Source organism: Microbacterium sp. NPDC056057, assembly GCF_042266945.1.
Lineage (GTDB): Bacteria > Actinomycetota > Actinomycetes > Actinomycetales > Microbacteriaceae > Microbacterium > Microbacterium trichothecenolyticum_C.
In genome coordinates, this window is the sequence record NZ_JBHJWS010000002.1 from 143,203 (window position 1) to 156,749 (window position 13,547).

14 protein-coding genes are annotated in these 13,547 nt (G+C 66.7%); 10 read left to right on the forward strand and 4 right to left on the reverse strand.

Features of this window, described 5'->3' with window-relative positions; all coding sequences use genetic code 11:
* Positions 1-2: 2 nt before the first annotated feature.
* Genes ACFC1K_RS08500 through glf form a run of 3 tightly spaced genes read right to left on the reverse strand, consistent with a single transcriptional unit; the run spans position 3 to position 2,714 of the window.
* On the reverse strand, positions 3-749 hold the full coding sequence (locus tag ACFC1K_RS08500; protein ID WP_375871269.1) for an ABC transporter ATP-binding protein: 747 nt from the start codon (positions 747-749) through the stop codon (positions 3-5).
* On the reverse strand, positions 749-1,555 hold the full coding sequence (locus ACFC1K_RS08505) for an ABC transporter permease (protein WP_375871270.1): 807 nt from the start codon (positions 1,553-1,555) through the stop codon (positions 749-751). The genes ACFC1K_RS08500 and ACFC1K_RS08505 overlap by 1 nt, the downstream gene beginning before the upstream one ends.
* A gap of 22 nt (positions 1,556-1,577) precedes the next feature.
* Positions 1,578-2,714 carry a UDP-galactopyranose mutase gene (gene glf, locus ACFC1K_RS08510; protein ID WP_375871271.1) on the reverse strand — a complete coding sequence of 379 codons (1,137 nt, stop codon included), beginning with the start codon at positions 2,712-2,714 and terminating at the stop codon, positions 1,578-1,580.
* Between the two features lie 169 nt (positions 2,715-2,883).
* Between glf and ACFC1K_RS08515 the strand changes: the two genes are divergently transcribed.
* From ACFC1K_RS08515 to rfbB, 10 genes are read left to right on the forward strand one after another with little or no spacing between them, the layout of a single operon-like run.
* Entirely contained in the window at positions 2,884-3,753 is an 870-nt protein-coding gene (locus ACFC1K_RS08515; RefSeq protein ID WP_375871272.1) for an NAD-dependent epimerase/dehydratase family protein, read from the forward strand.
* Positions 3,750-4,493, forward strand: coding sequence for an NDP-hexose 2,3-dehydratase family protein (locus ACFC1K_RS08520; protein WP_375871273.1), 744 nt, complete (start codon positions 3,750-3,752; stop codon positions 4,491-4,493). The genes ACFC1K_RS08515 and ACFC1K_RS08520 overlap by 4 nt, the downstream gene beginning before the upstream one ends.
* Before the next feature lie 53 nt (positions 4,494-4,546).
* Positions 4,547-5,476, forward strand: a complete 930-nt coding sequence (locus ACFC1K_RS08525; protein ID WP_375871804.1) for a Gfo/Idh/MocA family protein — start codon at positions 4,547-4,549, stop codon at positions 5,474-5,476.
* Complete coding sequence (locus ACFC1K_RS08530) at positions 5,473-5,922, forward strand: GtrA family protein (protein WP_375871274.1); 450 nt, start codon at positions 5,473-5,475, stop codon at positions 5,920-5,922. Before ACFC1K_RS08525 ends, ACFC1K_RS08530 begins: the two co-directional genes overlap by 4 nt.
* Positions 5,919-6,755, forward strand: a complete 837-nt coding sequence (locus tag ACFC1K_RS08535) for a glycosyltransferase family 2 protein (RefSeq protein WP_375871275.1) — start codon at positions 5,919-5,921, stop codon at positions 6,753-6,755. The genes ACFC1K_RS08530 and ACFC1K_RS08535 overlap by 4 nt, the downstream gene beginning before the upstream one ends.
* A complete protein-coding gene (locus ACFC1K_RS08540; RefSeq protein ID WP_375871276.1) occupies positions 6,752-7,750 on the forward strand; it encodes a glycosyltransferase in 999 nt (332 codons plus the stop codon). The genes ACFC1K_RS08535 and ACFC1K_RS08540 overlap by 4 nt, the downstream gene beginning before the upstream one ends.
* A complete protein-coding gene (locus ACFC1K_RS08545) occupies positions 7,728-8,678 on the forward strand; it encodes an NAD-dependent epimerase/dehydratase family protein (protein WP_375871277.1) in 951 nt (316 codons plus the stop codon). The genes ACFC1K_RS08540 and ACFC1K_RS08545 overlap by 23 nt, the downstream gene beginning before the upstream one ends.
* A gap of 31 nt (positions 8,679-8,709) precedes the next feature.
* Positions 8,710-9,297: a dTDP-4-dehydrorhamnose 3,5-epimerase family protein gene (locus ACFC1K_RS08550; RefSeq protein ID WP_375871278.1), complete on the forward strand. Its 588-nt coding sequence runs from the start codon at positions 8,710-8,712 to the stop codon at positions 9,295-9,297.
* A complete protein-coding gene (rfbA, locus tag ACFC1K_RS08555; RefSeq protein ID WP_375871279.1) occupies positions 9,294-10,163 on the forward strand; it encodes a glucose-1-phosphate thymidylyltransferase RfbA in 870 nt (289 codons plus the stop codon). The genes ACFC1K_RS08550 and rfbA overlap by 4 nt, the downstream gene beginning before the upstream one ends.
* Positions 10,164-10,167: 4 nt before the next feature.
* Positions 10,168-11,166, forward strand: coding sequence for a dTDP-glucose 4,6-dehydratase (gene rfbB / locus ACFC1K_RS08560; RefSeq protein ID WP_375871280.1), 999 nt, complete (start codon positions 10,168-10,170; stop codon positions 11,164-11,166).
* 115 nt (positions 11,167-11,281) lie between these two features.
* Here rfbB and ACFC1K_RS08565 read toward each other — a convergent pair whose 3' ends face one another.
* The gene (locus ACFC1K_RS08565; RefSeq protein WP_375871281.1) at positions 11,282-13,480 is read right to left on the reverse strand and encodes a hypothetical protein; all 2,199 of its coding nucleotides are present in this window, start codon (positions 13,478-13,480) and stop codon (positions 11,282-11,284) included.
* Positions 13,481-13,547: the final 67 nt, after the last annotated feature.

Below are 13,547 nucleotides of genomic sequence, written 5' to 3' on the forward strand. Positions count from 1 at the left end.
ACTCACCCCGTCGGGTAATCCGCGTTGTAGCGGTCGAGCACCTCGGCGATCGGCGCATCCATGGCCAGGCGGTGCTTGTCGAGATAGAGCCCGCGCGTGCAGAATCGACGCAGGTCGCGCTCGCTGTGCGAAACGAAGAAGAGGGTGCGACCGTCGGCGAGCAGCTCGTCGATCCGCGTGTAGCACTTCTCACGGAAGGCCTTGTCGCCGACAGCGAGCACCTCGTCGACGAGCAGAATCGGCTCCTCGAGTTGAGACACGACTGCGAACGCGAGGCGCACCTTCATGCCGTTGCTCAAGTGCTTGTACGGGGTGTCGACGAAGTCGCCGAGCTCGGCGAAGTCGATGATGCCGTCGAATCGCCGCGCGACCTCGGCCTTCGACATCCCATGCAGTCCCGAGGTCAACCGGACGTTCTCGCGCACCGTGAGATCGCCGACGAAGCCGCCGGTGATCTCGATCAAGGGAGCCACGCCGCCGTTGACCGACACGGTCCCCTCATCGGCCAGGAGCACACCGGCGACGAGCTTGAGCAAGGTCGACTTGCCCTGACCGTTGCGGCCGACGACGCCGATGGACTCGCCGGGCCGCACATCGAAGCTCACGTCTCTCAGCGCCCAGAACTCGCCGGGCTTGGAGCGACGGGTCGAATCCGAGAAGAGGTCCTTGATGCTGCGCCGTCCCCGCCGATTGCGGCGGAAGCGTACGCCGAGGCCCTGCACCTCGATCGCCAGGTCGGACGCCGTCATCACAGCTCCTTCAGCACGGGGCGCTCGAGCCGCCGGAAGACGAAGACGCCGAGGGCCAGGAACAGAAATGACATCACAGCGCCCATCCCGATGACCCACGGGTCCCATTCCTCCGCGAAGAACCCGACGCGGTACAGGGCGAAAATGCCTGACAGCGGATTGAAGGCGGCGAGGGTCTCGAAGGCGCCCGGGAGGTCCTCTACGCCGTAAATCACCGGCGAGGCGTAGAAAAGGGCACGCAGGATCAGCTTCGTGGTCCGCTCGAGATCCGCCCAGAGCACGCAGAGAGGCGCAACGAGCAGCCCCAGCCCGACGAGCAACACCGCCTGCAGGATGATCGCGACCGGAATCCACAGGAGGCCCCAGTTGAGCTGGGCCGGGGTGTCGGAGAACTCCGACAAGATCACGAACAGCGCCAGGACAGGGAGTGAACACAGGAACTCGATGCCCTTGCTGAGCACGATGCGGTTCACCCAGATGGAGCGTGGAATCGACGTCGACCTCACCAGTCGTGCGTCCCTGCTGAACGCCCGGGTGAAATCCGACACCGACGAGTTGAACCAGACCCACGGCAGCAGCGCCGTGATGAGGAACACGATGTACGGCTCATGCCCGACGGTGCGCTGGAACACCTGGGTGAAGACGAACCAGTAGATGGCGCTCATCACGAGCGGGTCGAGGATCGACCACAAGTACCCGAGGGCGCTCGTGGCATAGCGGACCTTGAGGTCGCGCGCCGACAGCAGCCACAGCGAATGGAGGTAGCGCCGGGGCGATCCGGGGGCGCCGACGGCGGCGGTGGTCACGTGTCGAGTCTATGGGGCCCAGTCAGGCGAGCTGGTTGTTCCACATGGACAGCGCCGCCCCGATGGCCATATGCATATCCAGGTACTGGTACGTGCCCAACCGGCCTCCGAACAGCACGTCCTGCTCGCCCTTCGCGAGTTCGCGGTAGGCGACGAGGCCGGCGCGGTCCTCCGGCGTGTTCACGGGGTAGTAGGGCTCGTCCTCGCGCGAGGCGAAGCGCGAGTACTCGCGCATGATGACGGTCTTGTCGGCCGGGTACCGGTCGGACCGCTCCGGGTGGAAGTGCTTGAACTCGTGGATGCGTGTGTAGGGCACGCCTGCGTCCGCGTAGTTCATCACCGGGGTGCCCTGGAAGTCGCCGACCTCCAGCACTTCCTCTTCGAAGTCGAGCGTGCGCCACGACAGCGCCCCTTCGGCGTAGTCGAAGTAGCGGTCGACGGGACCGGTGTAGACGATCGGAAGCTGGCCGACAGTTGCCGCCTTGTTCAGGGGCTGGGCCCCGTCGAAGAAGTCCGTGTCCAGCTTCACCTCGATGTTCGGGTGGTCCGCCATGCGCTCCAGCCACGCGGTGTAGCCGTCTGCGGGCAGCCCCTCCCACGTGTCGTTGAAGTACCGGTTGTCGTAGTTGTAGCGGACGGGAAGTCTGCTGATGACTTCGGCGGGCAGCTCCTTCGGGTCCGTCTGCCACTGCTTGCCGGTGTAGTCGCGGATGAAGGCCTCGTAGAGCGGGCGGCCGATCAGGGCGATGCCCTTCTCCTCAAGGTTCGCGGCGTCTTTCGCGTCGAACTCTCCGGCCAGCTCGTGCACGAGCGCCCTCGCTTCGTCGGGCGTGTAGGCGGCCTGGAAGAACTGGTTGATCGTGCCGAGGTTGATGGGGAGCGGGAACACGACGCCCTTGTGGTTCGTGTACACGCGGTGCACGTAGTCCGTGAACGTCGTGAAGCGGTTGACGTACTCCCACACACCAGGGTTCGACGTGTGGAAGAGGTGTGCACCGTACCGATGGACCTCGATGCCCGTCGTGGGCTCGTCCTCGCTGTACGCGTTGCCGCCTATGTGGTGCCGTCGGTCGATCACCGTGACCTTGCGTCCGGCCGCTGCCGCTCGCTCGGCGATCGTGAGGCCGAAGAATCCAGAACCGACGACGAGGAGATCCATACAGTGCACTGCCCTTCCGGGGCGCTTTCGCCCAGGACAGCTTAGAGCGTCGGTCCCTGAGGCTTCTCCGAGCGGGGTTCCCTGGCACAACTAGTACCCTGGACCGCGGCAGTCGCGATGTCCGAGCCTGCCTGAGGATGTCCCAGCCTGCCGATAAGGAGTACTGCGTATGACCGCGCTCGTCACCGTGACCGGGGCGGGCGGCTACATCGGCCGCCACGTCGTGCAGCGACTCCAGAGCCTCGGGCACGACGTGCTGGCGATCACACGTTCGGAGGACCCCTGGTTGACCGGCACCCTCGGACAGGACGCGGTCATCTCGAGCGGGGCGTTCGATCTCGACGACGCCGCATGGGAGCGCATCGCGGCGAGCGACGCGGTGCTGCACCTGGCCTGGCGCGACGGTTTCGTCCTCCGATCGCGCGCGCACGGCGAGGACCTCTCCCGCCACTACGACTTCCTCATGCGAGCGGCCGACAAGGGCGTGCCACGGCTCGCGGTTCTCGGAACCATGCACGAGATCGGCTACTGGGAGGGCGCCGTCGATTCGGCGACGCCGGCCAACCCGACGACTCCCTACGGCATCGCCAAAGACGCGCTGCGCCGCCTGATGACCTCCTCGCTGGCCGAGTCGAACACCGCCCTCGCTTGGCTCCGCTGCTACTACATCACCGGTGACGACGCGCGGAGCAACTCGATCTTCAGCAAGATCCTCGCCGCCGAGGCCCGCGGAGACGCAACCTTCCCCTTCACGACGGGTAAGAACCTCTACGACTTCATCGACGTCGGCGATCTCGCGCGGCAACTCGTCGCGGCCGCGCTCGACGAGTCCGTCGTCGGCGCGATCGAATGCTGCACCGGCACACCCACGAGCCTCGCCGACGCGGTCGAGGGTTTCATCGCCCGCGAGGGTCTCGCCATCCGTCTCGAGTACGGCGCGTTCCCCGACCGCCCCTTCGACTCGCCGGGCGTATGGGGCGACCCCGATCAGATCAACCGCGTGCTGACGGCCGCCACGCAATCGAAGAAGGAAGCATGACCGCCAGAGACGACCTCCTGCAGACGATCGCTCAGATCGACGACCCGGCCGCGGCCGCGAAGCTCCGCGAATACGTCGACCTCGTGCTCGACGACGCAAATGCCTTCCATACGCTGGACCAGCTGCGGACCTGGATCGACGATATCCGTGCGTCCTCACCGATCCGCCTGACGCGCAAGAACATCCCCGAACTGCGCAACTGGCACGTGGAGCCGGTCACCGGCGAGATCTACCACGAGTCCGGTGAGTTCTTCCGGATCATCGGCGTGGAGATCTCGAACTCCGCGCGCGAGGTCGCCGGCTGGGATCAGCCATTCATCTACCAGAAGGAAGCCGGCATCCTCGGCATCGTGCGCACACGCTTCGAAGGTGTGTGGCACTATCTCCTGCACGCCAAGGCGGAGCCGGGCAACACCCTCCTGTACCAGATCTCCCCGACGTTGCAGGCGACATACTCGAACCTGAAGACCGCGCACGGCGGCCGCATCCCCCGATTCGCGGAGTTCTTCCTGGAAGAAGGTGCCGCGCCCCGCACTGTCGTATACCGCCAGTGGCTCGCAGAGGACGGCGGCCGCTTCTACCTCAAGTCGAACCTCAACATGCTCGTGGAGGTCGATGCGGACGACCTTCCCGAGTTCCCGGACGAGTATCGCTGGTTCACGCTCTCCCAGATCAAGACGCTGCTCACCGAGGACAATTACATCAACCCGCACGTGCGAGGCATCCTGTGTCACCTGTGAGGATCGGCGTTCTCGGAGCAGCGAAGATCGCCGACCGTTCATCAGTGCCGGCGATGCAGGCGACGGACGGTCTGGAGGTCGTCGGCGTCGCCGCGCGGAGCGCGTCCCGCGCCGCGGAATTCGCCGCGCGCCACGACATCCGTTCTTACGAGTCCTACGCCGACGTGATCGACGACCCTTCGGTGGATGCCGTCTATGTGCCACTGCCTGTCGGCCTGCACTTCGAATGGTCGCTCGCAGCTCTGCGCGCAGGCAAGCACGTGCTGTGCGAGAAGTCGCTGGCCGGGTCCTACGCGGACTGCCTCACGCTGATCGAGGAAGCCCGGGCCCGCGAGCTCGTACTGTTCGAGAACTTCATGTGCGAGCGGCATCCCCAGAATCAGTTCATCAGGGATGCGATCGCGGACGGCGAGATCGGCGAGATCCGGCACGCAAGCCTGTCGTTCGGATTCCCGCCCTTCCCCCGCGACGATCTCCGCAACTCGGCTGAGCTGCAGGGCGGGGCGCTGAACGACGCGGGTGCGTACTGCCTCGACATGGCGGCGTTCTACCTGGGCGCCCAGCCGTCCGCCGTGACCGCGACCCTGAGCAACGCGGACTACGACGTCGACGTGATCGGCGCTGCCTTCCTCGAGTTCGACGGTGGCGCCACGGCCGCGGCATCCTTCGGATTCCTGCACGATTACCGCAATGAGGCCCGCTTCTGGGGATCGGCCGGGCAGATCGACATCGATCGCGCCTACTCGATCCCGGCTGATCGCCCGCCGCACGTGACCATCACTCGCAACACCGCGAGCGAGCGCGTGGATCTCGCCGCGGCCGACCAGTTCGCACTGCAGATGGCACGTTTCCGCGACGCGGTGCGCGACGGTGACGGCAACGCCGAGCTGATCAACCGCGAGCGGCACGCGCGCACGATGGAAGCCGCTCGGATCTCGGCTGCCGAGCACCGCCGCGTCGTCGTGGAAGAGGTCGGTGCGTGACCTCGACACCTCCTGAGCCCGACGCGCCCCCCGGGCCGCTCCTGCGCTTCATCAAAGACAAGCGGGTGGCCTTCCTGATCGTGGGGGCCGCGAACACGCTGATCGGCTTCCTCTGGTACACGCTGTTCCTCTGGATGTTCCACTCACTGCCCGCGGGGTACATGATCGCCCTGGTCGCCGCGCAGGTCGTCAGTGTGCTGTGCGCGTTCGTGCTCTACCGGAGGTTCGTGTTCCGGGTCCGCGGACACGTGTGGCGCGACCTCATCCGCTTCTCGTCCGTCTATGCGGTGTCGTTCGGGATCAACCTGGTCGCCCTCCCGCTGCTGGTCGAGGTCGTCGGCATGAACCCGCTCGTCTCGCAGGTCGTCATCGTCGTGATCACCACGATTGTCAGCTACGTCGGGCACAACTACTTCTCCTTCCGCAGAAAGCACGAGAGCCAATGACAAGTCCCCGCGTCTCCGTCGTCGTCCCCGCCTTTCGGCAGGCGTCGTTCATCCGACAGACGATGGAATCGGTCCTGTCGCAGGAGGGTGTGGACCTCGAGCTCATCGTCGCCGATCACAGCTCGGACGACGGCACCTGGGAGGCGATGAACGAATACGCCTCGGACAAGAGGGTGCGACTGCTCGTGACCCCGGCCGGCGGCGGTGCCGAAGCGAACTTCAACCGCGTGTCGGCCGAGGCGACCGGGACATACATCAAGCTGCTCCCCGGTGACGACTACCTGCTGCCAGGTGTGCTGGCCCGCCAGACCGCGATGCTCGACGCTTCACCCGACGCGGTCCTCACCGCGGGGCGGCGAATGCTCGTCGATGCGCGAGGAGACGCGATCATGCGCTCGTACGGGCTCAAGGGCATCCGCGGCCCGATGTCCGGGGAGGCGGCGATCAGACACGCGGTGCGCGCCGGCTCGAATGTCTTCGGCGAGCCCGGAGCCGTCCTCATGCGCCGCAGCGCGCTCGAGTCCGTCGACTATTGGGACTTCGCGCACCCCTATCTGGTCGACGAGGCCACCTACATCAATGTTCTGCTGCGCGGCCGGTTCATCCCCGACTTCGAGCCGGGGGCCGTCTTCCGACTCAACAACGGACAGTGGAGCGTGGCGCTGACGAGCTACCAGTACGAGCAGGTGTCAGGCTTCCACCGCGCGCTGGCGGCACGGCGTCCCGACATCATCAGCGCAGCGGACGTCCGGATCGGCAACACACAGGCGTGGCTGATGGCGCAACGGCGCCGACTCACCTACCGGCTCCTGAAGAAGAGGATGTCGTCATGACGCAGCAGCACCGCATCTCGATCGTGATCCCCGTGTATCGAGGAGAGAAGACGCTACCGACCGTCGTCGATGAACTCCTCCCCTACACGGAGGGGTTCGCGACCCCCGACGGACGTCAAGCGATCGTGCAGGAGATCATCCTGTCGTACGACCGCGGACCGGACCGCTCCGACCGGGTCCTGCGCGAGTTGGCCGCGACGCATCCGTTCGTCAAAGTGATCTGGCTCAGCCGCAACTTCGGTCAGCACGCGGCAACCCTCGCGGGCATCTCGTCCACCGGCGGCGACTGGATCGTCACGATGGACGAGGACGGCCAGCAGGATCCGTCGTTCATCGGCTCGATGCTCGACACGGCCATCCGCGAGCAGGCCGAGGTCGTGTATGCGAAGCCGACGAACAAGCCGCCGCACGGCGCGGTGCGCAACGGCGCCTCGAAGCTTGCCAAGCGCATCCTGCAGTCCGTGTTCGGAAGCGGCAACGCCTCGGACTTCAACAGCTTCCGGCTGATCATGGGTGAGATCGGTCGAAGCGTCGCCGCCTACACCGGCACCGGGGTGTACCTGGACGTCGCGCTGACCTGGGTGACGAATCGTCAGGTCACGTCGCCCGTGCTGCTGAGAGAGGAAGGCGACCGGCCGTCGGGCTATTCGTACATGCGGCTGCTCGGGCACTTCTGGCGCATGGTGCTCTCGACCGGCACGAAAGGTCTTCGATTGGTCACCACGCTCGGCGTGATCTTCGCCGTGGCCGGCGTGCTTTTCGCCATCTACCTCGTCATCACCCGGTTCGTCTCGGGCGACATCCCCGAAGGATGGACGTCGCAGATGGTGCTCACGTCGCTGGGGGTCGGGGCGATCCTCGTCTCCCTCGGCATCGTCGCGGAGTACATCGGCATCGCGGTGAACATGGCGATGGGCAAGCCTCCCTACCTCATCGTCCGCGATCCCGCCCTGTCCCCGCTCACGGACCCCGATGACGTCGCCGACGGCCGCTGACTGGGTCATCGGCCGCGGCCTGCTCGGCAACGCGGTCGCACGGGCGCTGCCGCGGGCACCGCTGCGGCGCAGCGTGAGCTGGGGCGACGACGCCGCGGCCATCGAGGACCTCGCGGAAGGCCTGCGCGCGCTGTACGCGACGCCGAGCGACCAGTACCGGGTGTTCTGGTGCGCAGGCAGCGGCGTGACATCGAGCTCCGCGGACTCCCTGTCGAGGGAGGAGGCCGTGTTCTCGGCCTTCGTGGGCATGTTCGCCGAACTGCCCGATGATCTGCGCCGGCGCACGGTCGTGTTCCTGGCGTCATCGGTCGGCGGCGCCTACGCCGGCAACCCGAGTCCTCCCTTCAGCGAGCGTTCGCTCGCGACGCCGGCGTCGGCATACGGTCAGACGAAACTCGCGATGGAGAAGGCCCTCGGCGCCGCCGTCGCCGCCAGCGGTCTGCGTGGCTTCGTCGGCAGGATCACGAACCTCTACGGCCCGGGCCAGAAGCTGGGAAAGCGCCAAGGCCTGATCTCCGTCGTCTGCGAGACCTACCTCACACGTCAGGCGGCGACGATCTACGTGTCGCTGGACACGCTGCGCGACTACATCTTCGAGGACGATGCCGCGGCGGTGATCGTCGCGGGTGCGGCAAGAGCTGGGTCACTCGCTCGAGGGAGCACGGCATTGAAGATCATCGGCGCCGGGCGGGCGGTGTCGATCGGCGAACTCGTCGCCACCATCGAGCGGGTTCGAGGGCGCCGCGCACTCGTGGCGTACGGTCCGGGCAACGCCACCGGCCAGGCGCTGGACCTGCGCGTGCAGAGCGAGCAGTGGACCGATCTCCAGAGCCTCGTCACGACATCGCTGCCCGTCGGCATCGACGCAGTGTTCCAGGCGATGCTGCAGACCGTGGCGCGTGGGCCGTGGGCTGCGGACGCTCCGTGAGCACCAGCGCGCCGCTGATACGCTGGACCCCATGCAATTCCGCCCCCTGACGATCCCCGGGAGCTTCGAGTTCACGCCCCGGCAGTTCGATGACAACCGTGGCTCGTTCGCCGAGTGGTATCGCTTCGAAGCGCTCGAGCAAGCCGTCGGCCACCCTCTGGACCTCCGCCAGGCGAACATCTCCCGGTCGGCCAAGGGAGTCCTCCGCGGCATCCATTACGTGGACCTCCCCGGCCAGGGCAAGTACGTGACCTGCGCCTACGGCGCTGTGCTCGACTTCGTCGTCGACATCCGCGTAGGCTCCCCCACATTCGGCCAGTGGGACACGGTGCTCCTCGACGACAAGGACCGCCGGGCGATCTACATCTCCGAAGGCCTCGGCCACGCTTACGTGTCTCTCGTCGAGGACTCGATCGTCACCTATCTCTGCTCGAACGTGTACAACGCCGAGACCGAGGGGGCGATCCAGCCTCTCGACCCGACCATCGGCTTGACCTTCCCCGAGGAGCTGGGTGAACCCATCCTCTCGGAGAAGGACATCGTGGCCCCTACGCTGCAAGACCTCCTCGACGCGGGTTCGCTTCCCACGTGGGAGGATTCGCGAGGGTTCTTCCGATGAAGGGCATCATCCTCGCGGGCGGATCGGGCACGCGGCTGCACCCCATCACTCTGGGCGTATCGAAGCAGCTGGTGCCGGTGTACGACAAGCCGATGATCTACTACCCGCTGTCGACGCTCATCAACGCCAGCATCTCCGAGATACTGATCATCACCACGCCGCACGACGCGGACCAGTTCCGCCGTCTGCTCGGTGACGGTTCGCAGTTCGGCATCAGCCTGACCTACGCAGTCCAGCCGGAGCCGGCCGGTTTGGCGCAGGCGTTCACGATCGGGGCCGACTTCATCGGCGACGACCGAGTCGCCCTCGCCCTGGGCGACAACATCCTCTACGGGCCGGGGCTCGGCCAGCAGCTGCGCCGGTTCAAGGACATCGACGGCGGCGCGATCTTCGCGTACTGGGTCGCGGACCCATCCTCGTACGGAGTGGTGGAGTTCGACGACAGCGGCGCCGCCATCTCGATGGAGGAGAAGCCGGAGAAGCCGCGCAGCAACTATGCGGTTCCGGGACTGTACTTCTACGACAACGATGTGGTCGAGATCGCCCGCAACCTCCAGCCCTCCCCCCGCGGAGAGCTGGAGATCACCGACGTGAATCTGGAGTACCTGGCTCGGGGCAAGCTCCGGGTCGAGGTCCTGCCCCGCGGCACCGCGTGGCTCGACACGGGGACGTTCGACTCGATGACCGACGCGGCCGAGTTCGTCCGGACGATCGAACGGCGCACCGGCCAGAAGATCGGGTCCCCGGAAGAGGTCGCCTGGCGACGCGGATTCCTCACCGACGACGAGCTGCGCCGACACGCCGCGACACTACACAAGTCGGGCTACGGCAAATACTTCACTTCCATCCTCGAACAGGGGCGTTGATCCGATGTCGCGACTTCTCGTCACCGGAGGAGCCGGCTTCATCGGCTCGAACTTCGTGCACCACGTCATCGGGCATACCGACCATGACGTCACCGTGCTCGATGCCCTGACCTATGCGGGGAACCGCGATTCGCTCGAAGGGCTTCCCGCCGACCGCGTCACTTTCGTGGAGGGCGACATCACCGACGCGTCGCTCGTCGACGAGCTGTTCGGCCAGGTCGACGCGGTCGTCCACTACGCGGCAGAGTCGCACAACGACAACTCGCTCCACGATCCGCGGCCGTTCCTCGACACGAACATCGTCGGGACGTACACGCTCCTCGAAGCGGCGCGTCGTCACGGTCGCCGCTTCCACCACATCTCCACCGACGAGGTCTACGGCGATCTGGAGCTCGACGACCCCGCGCGTTTCACCGAGGAGACGCCGTACAACCCGTCCAGCCCGTACTCCTCAACCAAGGCGGGAAGCGATCTGCTGGTGCGCGCCTGGGTGCGATCCTTCGGCGTCGCTGCGACGATCTCCAACTGCTCGAACAACTACGGTCCGTATCAGCACGTCGAGAAGTTCATCCCGCGCCAGATCACGAACGTCATCCGCGGCATCCGCCCGAAGCTCTACGGTGCGGGAGAGAACGTCCGCGACTGGATCCACGCGGACGACCACTCGTCGGCCGTTCTCACGATCCTCGACCGGGGACGCATCGGAGAGACGTACCTGATCGGGGCGGACGGCGAGCAGAACAACAAGGAAGTCGTCGAGCTCATCCTGGAGCTCATGGGGCAGCCCCGCGACGCATACGATCACGTCGTCGACCGCGCTGGTCACGACCTGCGCTACGCGATCGACTCGAGCAAGTTGCGAGACGAACTGGGCTGGACGCCGGCATTCGGCGACTTCCCGTCGGGGCTCGCCCGCACGATCGAGTGGTACCGAGACAACGAAGACTGGTGGGCGCCCTCGAAGCAGGCCACCGAGGCGTTCTACAGCTCGAAGGGGCAGTAAGCCCCAGGAGCCCCGCTGCGCCGGCCGACGTCCTCGTCGGCCGGCGCAGCTGCGTTGAGAGTCCGTCGCCCGCGCCGGGCCGGATCCGGACCTGCCGCCCGAGCGCCCCAGACGTCTACGCGCGTGCTGCAGCGCGACGCCGTGCCAGGCTGCGCGCGATCGGCCATCCGACGAGGATCCCGACCGCGAGCACGAGAGCCGCGACGCTCAGCATGTAGCCCGGCGGACGGAACTCGACGATCACGACGTCCCCCTCGCGCGATTCGGAGAGATCGAGGGTGAGCAGATAGCCCCGCACGGGGTCGTCGGAGAGCGTTGCGCCGGTGACGAGGTAGCCCGGCCATGCCAGCCTGCTGAGCACGACCCGGGGGCTGTCGCCCACCCGATCCACGCGCAGGCTGACAGATGTATCAGTCTGCGCGGTGACGGTCACCTCGGTGCCGCGGCTCGACCAGGCGAGACCTCCCGCCCGGGCGACGGGCTCGTCGCGGCGCAGTTCCCACGTGTAGTCACCGTCGTCGGCGACCGACCAGCCGCGCGGCACCGGCGGCAGCGTCGACGAGAACGCGGACTTGATCACGACGACGGTGCTGACGGAGAGGAGGTCGACGACGGCGAGACCTGTGTCGGCATCCGTGCTCATCAACGTGTCGTAGGCGCCCGCGCACGTGGATCCGCGCAGGTCGGTGCACAGGTCTGCGGCATAGGCGCTGAACGGCAGCACCGTATACAGGCTCGACACGGATGTGGACGAGAGGTACCAGAGATTGCCGAGGAGGATCTCGTCGAAGGCTGCCTCGTTGCCGCCGTCCTGATAGATGTTGCCGACGACGATGGCGTCGCCCGGCTCGTCGGGCAGGACCGATTCCAGATCCGCGACCTGGTGCGGGACCGCGAAGGTGGGCAGCGGCGTGGCGGGGAAGACCGCCATCTGAGGGGCCACCAGCGCTGCCGTGACCACGAGCACACCGCCCACGGCCACTGTAGATCGACGACGCTCCGACCACGTGACTCGGCGGCGGCTGGTCGCCACGGCCGTCACCGCGACGATCGCCAACGCCTGCACGAGCGCCACACCGACGAGCGCAGCGGTCGACCCGCGGCCCGGGGTCTGCGTCCACGCGAGCCACGTCATGACCACCAGGACGACGAGGGCTGCCCACATCCTGCGTCGGGTCACCTGTGCCGGATAGGCCTTGGTAGCCAGGACGGCGAACAGCACGACGACTCCGATGGCGACGTACGGGATGAAGCGGATGGGCCACCGGATGGGGCCGATGTGGCTCGGCCCGAGCACCACCAGCAGCATCACCCCGGTGACGATCATCATCGGAAGCAACGTGCGGGCGACAGCGCGCGAGCACGGGAGGAACAGCGCGAACATGGGGATGACCCAGGCGATGTACGGCAGCGGCGCATCGGTGAAGATTCCCGACCACGCGCCGACCGACCCGCGGGCGAGGGGCGCGGCCGCCGCGCCGAGGTCGGTCAGATCGGCGTTCAGGAAGCCGGAGTTGGTGATGTCGAGACCGGCCCGCTCCGTGACCGGAGCGGTCAGCACACCGGGGAGATACAGGGCAACCGTGAGGAGGCCGCCGTACACCGAGGCGGCGATGACTCGGCGCAAGGCGATCCAGTCGCGCCGTAGGGCCTTCTCGACGAGCGTCACGACGAGGATCACCGCCAACACGATGACGCCGAAGACGTAGCCGAAGGCGATGAGGATGTAGCCGCCCACCAGGTACGGCAGCGGCGACTTCGCGTCTTCGGTCGAGCGCCGCAGACCCCACCACGCCCAGGGGACGAGCGCCGCATTGAACAGGCCGGTCGCCCACGAGGCTGCGTCCATGTAGACCGTGAACCCGCCGAGGGGGGCGAGCACGCCTGCGACCGCGGCCCACTTCGCATCGGCGCCGAACGATCGGGCGAGCAGGTACACGCCCAGTGCCATCACGGCAAGGAACGCCAGCTTGACCAGAGTGCTGTAGATCGCGGCATCGCTGCTCAGATGCGCGCCGACGGCGATGAGCCACACCACGGGGTTCAGCAGGCCCCATTGTCCCTCGGCGAGGTAGTTCCCGGCCTGCCACGCCTGAGGGCTCAGAATCGTGACGCTCCCGTCGAGGATCCGACGGCCGAGCTCCCACCACTGACCGAAGGCGCCGGTCTGCGTGTCGTCAGCGAAGTAGAAGGCCCGGGTTCCGACAAGGCGGACGGCGCCGAGCACGAGGGTGATCAGAACGGCCGCCGCAGGGTAGATCGCTCTGCGCCAGCGGGGCTCCGAACCGAGCTCCGTCGGCTGAGTGAGGGACATCTGGTTTCCTGGTCTCGGGGTCGATTCACCCTACCAATCCGGTGGGGTCTCCCCGGAACGGCGCGAG

Excerpts from the sequence above, each read along its gene's own strand:
- glf (WP_375871271.1), bottom strand. The coding sequence starts at position 2,714 with ATGGATCTCCTCGTCGTCGGTTCTGGATTCTTCGGCCTCACGATCGCC.
- ACFC1K_RS08500 (WP_375871269.1), bottom strand. The coding sequence starts at position 749 with ATGACGGCGTCCGACCTGGCGATCGAGGTGCAGGGCCTCGGCGTACGC.
- rfbB (WP_375871280.1), top strand. The coding sequence starts at position 10,168 with ATGTCGCGACTTCTCGTCACCGGAGGAGCCGGCTTCATCGGCTCGAAC.
- ACFC1K_RS08535 (WP_375871275.1), top strand. The coding sequence starts at position 5,919 with ATGACAAGTCCCCGCGTCTCCGTCGTCGTCCCCGCCTTTCGGCAGGCG.
- ACFC1K_RS08520 (WP_375871273.1), top strand. The coding sequence starts at position 3,750 with ATGACCGCCAGAGACGACCTCCTGCAGACGATCGCTCAGATCGACGAC.
- ACFC1K_RS08540 (WP_375871276.1), top strand. The coding sequence starts at position 6,752 with ATGACGCAGCAGCACCGCATCTCGATCGTGATCCCCGTGTATCGAGGA.
- rfbA (WP_375871279.1), top strand. The coding sequence starts at position 9,294 with ATGAAGGGCATCATCCTCGCGGGCGGATCGGGCACGCGGCTGCACCCC.
- ACFC1K_RS08565 (WP_375871281.1), bottom strand. The coding sequence starts at position 13,480 with ATGTCCCTCACTCAGCCGACGGAGCTCGGTTCGGAGCCCCGCTGGCGC.
- ACFC1K_RS08545 (WP_375871277.1), top strand. The coding sequence starts at position 7,728 with ATGACGTCGCCGACGGCCGCTGACTGGGTCATCGGCCGCGGCCTGCTC.
- ACFC1K_RS08525 (WP_375871804.1), top strand. The coding sequence starts at position 4,547 with ATGCAGGCGACGGACGGTCTGGAGGTCGTCGGCGTCGCCGCGCGGAGC.
- ACFC1K_RS08550 (WP_375871278.1), top strand. The coding sequence starts at position 8,710 with ATGCAATTCCGCCCCCTGACGATCCCCGGGAGCTTCGAGTTCACGCCC.
- ACFC1K_RS08515 (WP_375871272.1), top strand. The coding sequence starts at position 2,884 with ATGACCGCGCTCGTCACCGTGACCGGGGCGGGCGGCTACATCGGCCGC.